This is a genomic window from Acinetobacter sp. YH12129 (assembly GCF_013418685.1).
GTDB lineage: Bacteria > Pseudomonadota > Gammaproteobacteria > Pseudomonadales > Moraxellaceae > Acinetobacter > Acinetobacter amyesii.
In genome coordinates this window covers 1-2,475 of record NZ_VPBP01000066.1, presented here as the reverse complement: position 1 = coordinate 2,475, position 2,475 = coordinate 1, and the positions used below count along the sequence as shown (strand labels likewise).

General features: G+C 35.7%; 1 protein-coding gene, 1 rRNA gene and 2 pseudogenes. 3 read left to right on the top strand and 1 reads right to left on the bottom strand.

Annotation, left to right across the window (positions count from 1 at the left end; genetic code table 11):
- Positions 1–102, top strand: a pseudogene (locus FTU65_RS16000) (IS982 family transposase); the annotation flags it as partial.
- Positions 103–193: 91 nt separating this feature from the next.
- Positions 194–466: a hypothetical protein gene (locus tag FTU65_RS15995; protein ID WP_111886092.1), complete on the top strand. Its 273-nt coding sequence runs from the start codon at positions 194–196 to the stop codon at positions 464–466.
- 244 nt (positions 467–710) lie between these two features.
- On the opposite strand, the pseudogene FTU65_RS15990 reads toward FTU65_RS15995, so the two are convergent.
- Positions 711–1,805: pseudogene (locus FTU65_RS15990) on the bottom strand (IS4-like element ISAba33 family transposase).
- A 450-nt stretch (positions 1,806–2,255) separates the two neighbouring features.
- Here FTU65_RS15990 and FTU65_RS15985 point away from each other — a divergent pair.
- Positions 2,256–2,475, top strand: a 16S ribosomal RNA gene (locus FTU65_RS15985); the annotation flags it as partial.

The window sequence follows — 2,475 nt, the reverse complement described above, 5'->3', positions numbered from 1 at the left end:
AAAGCGAGAAGCATTGAAGGATACTTAGCTGGAATTTATGCATCTCTATGTGCTTACCAGTTATGCCATCAAAACAAGCCAACCATTCGAGTAATGGAATGATTGGCTTAAGCAGGATTCAGGTTAATTAAAATGATTTTTGCAAAAACAGGCCTTATGGAATAATGGTCAAAAATCAAAAAAGAGCAACAACATGGCGTATTACAATACCGATAATCATGATGAACAGATTGATCGAATCTTGAGATATTTATTTGATCACCAAACCACACAGTATAAGCGAGCATTATTTTGTGAGGCGCAGCAACAATTACATGATTTGGATATCGCAGCACAGTACCAACTATTTGCATTGGTACGAGAACAACTCCCTCGACGTGCCAAGCTGCTATTTTCTGCCGAGGATTTCCGTGGAAAGCAACAAGTCATCTTGGAAGTCATGCAACATTTAGCATTTGAACGTTAAAAAATGCTTGGAAATATAAAAATGCACGCAAAAAAATGTCTATAAAGCTTGAATAGGTGTGATGACTGAAAAAAATGATGTGCTTTGAGGAAGAAAAGTAGACTAATGATCAATAAATAATCAAAGCTACTTTTATTAGATTTAAAAGCGCTGAAAAAGATTTGCTAGATATAAGAAATTTACTTAATTAAATATCGACTATTTGCTAAAAATTTATAAAAAATGCCTCTGTACACGACAAATTTCATAGGATCCTTGTCCTATCAGGCTTTTTCTTTCTTAAAATTGCTAGCACTTTCTTAAATTCTTCTTTTTTTCCAAAACCAATCAAACGTAGAATAGCCATTTGAACATAGTCCAAACCGTAGCGAAATAAACTTACTGAAAGTCGTCCATGCTTCTTTATTTTTATCGCTTTTTTCCGATCATGTTGCCATTCACCTGTTAAATAGCACCAACAGAAACCGATAGCTAGCACTGCTATCAATTTCTTGACTCGTCTAGGGTGGGTCTGTTAAACGAGTATTTTCAAGATTGAATCCACGTCCTTTGAGACAACTAAATAACGTTTCGATTTCCCAGCGTAATGCATAATCACGAATAGCAGAAGCATTAAACATAGGAGAAACAACAAGTAAAAGTTCTCCATCTTCTAATCGTAGCGCACTAATATACAGTTTCACTCGACCAACCCAAATACGTCGTTTACGACATTCAGTTTGACCAACTTGAAGATGACGAAATAAATCACTAATTTTATGATTCTTGGCTAAGTGATTGGTCACAATAAAGTTTTTTTAACACGTATACAGAAGTTAATGTCATTTTCAATTAACCATGTAAACCATTTCTCACCGATAAATTCTCTGTCTGCAAACACATTCACAATACGATCTTTACCAAAAATGGAGATAAAGCGTTGAATCAAAGCAATACGCTCTTTTGTATCTGAATTTCCACGTTTATTGAGCAATGTCCAAACAATAGGTATCGCTATTCCACGATAGACGATGGCTAACATCAAGATATTAATATCTCGTTTTCCCCATTTCCAATTAGTTCTATCCAAAGTTAATTGGACTTTATCGAATGAAAATATATTGAAAATTAACTGAGAAATTTGACGATAATCGAAATACTGATCTGCAAAGAAGCGTTGTATACGTCGGTAAAATGATTGTGGTAAGCACTTGATGGGTAAGGCTTTAGATGCAGAAGAAAGATTACATGTCTGTTTTACAATTAATGCAAGCATAATCAGTGTAAAATATTTTGCATGTGACTTGTTCCACTTTAGATATTTGTTTAAGATGAGATGTAACTCATTGAAATGTGTCATCATATTCGTCGTCAGAAAACAAGTACTATGCCATTATTTCAATAAGTTATCTTTTTTGTCGTGTACAAAGAAAAAATGCTTAAAAAATAGGTAAAAGTGCAATTTTTTTAGCAAAAACGTTTATAAAAAACACATACGTGAAAAATATAGTGAATTGGGGGTTGCAATGATTCTGAAATGCTCTAGAATGCACACCATACCGACGAGATAGACGGAAACGAACGAAACGCGAAGCGTTGAGTTTGTCTAAGTCCAGCTTCTAGCACTGACGAGGTGTTAGAAAGATCATTAAGAGATTATGAAGAACAACTTGTGTGGATTTTTACTGATTGATTGATCGAAATTATTTTCATTGATTGATGGTAGAAATTACTCGAAGTTTATTTGAGCAAATTTTTGTCAGTAATTGATGAGCCAAGATTGGCACCCTTTAAGGTGCTACAAAGTATTAAACTGAAGAGTTTGATCATGGCTCAGATTGAACGCTGGCGGCAGGCTTAACACATGCAAGTCGAGCGGGAATAGGTAGCTTGCTACCGATTTCTAGCGGCGGACGGGTGAGTAATGCTTAGGAATCTGCCTATTAGTGGGGGACAACATTTCGAAAGGGATGCTAATACCGCATACGTCCTACGGGAGAAAGCAGGGGATCTTCGGACCTTGCGCTAAT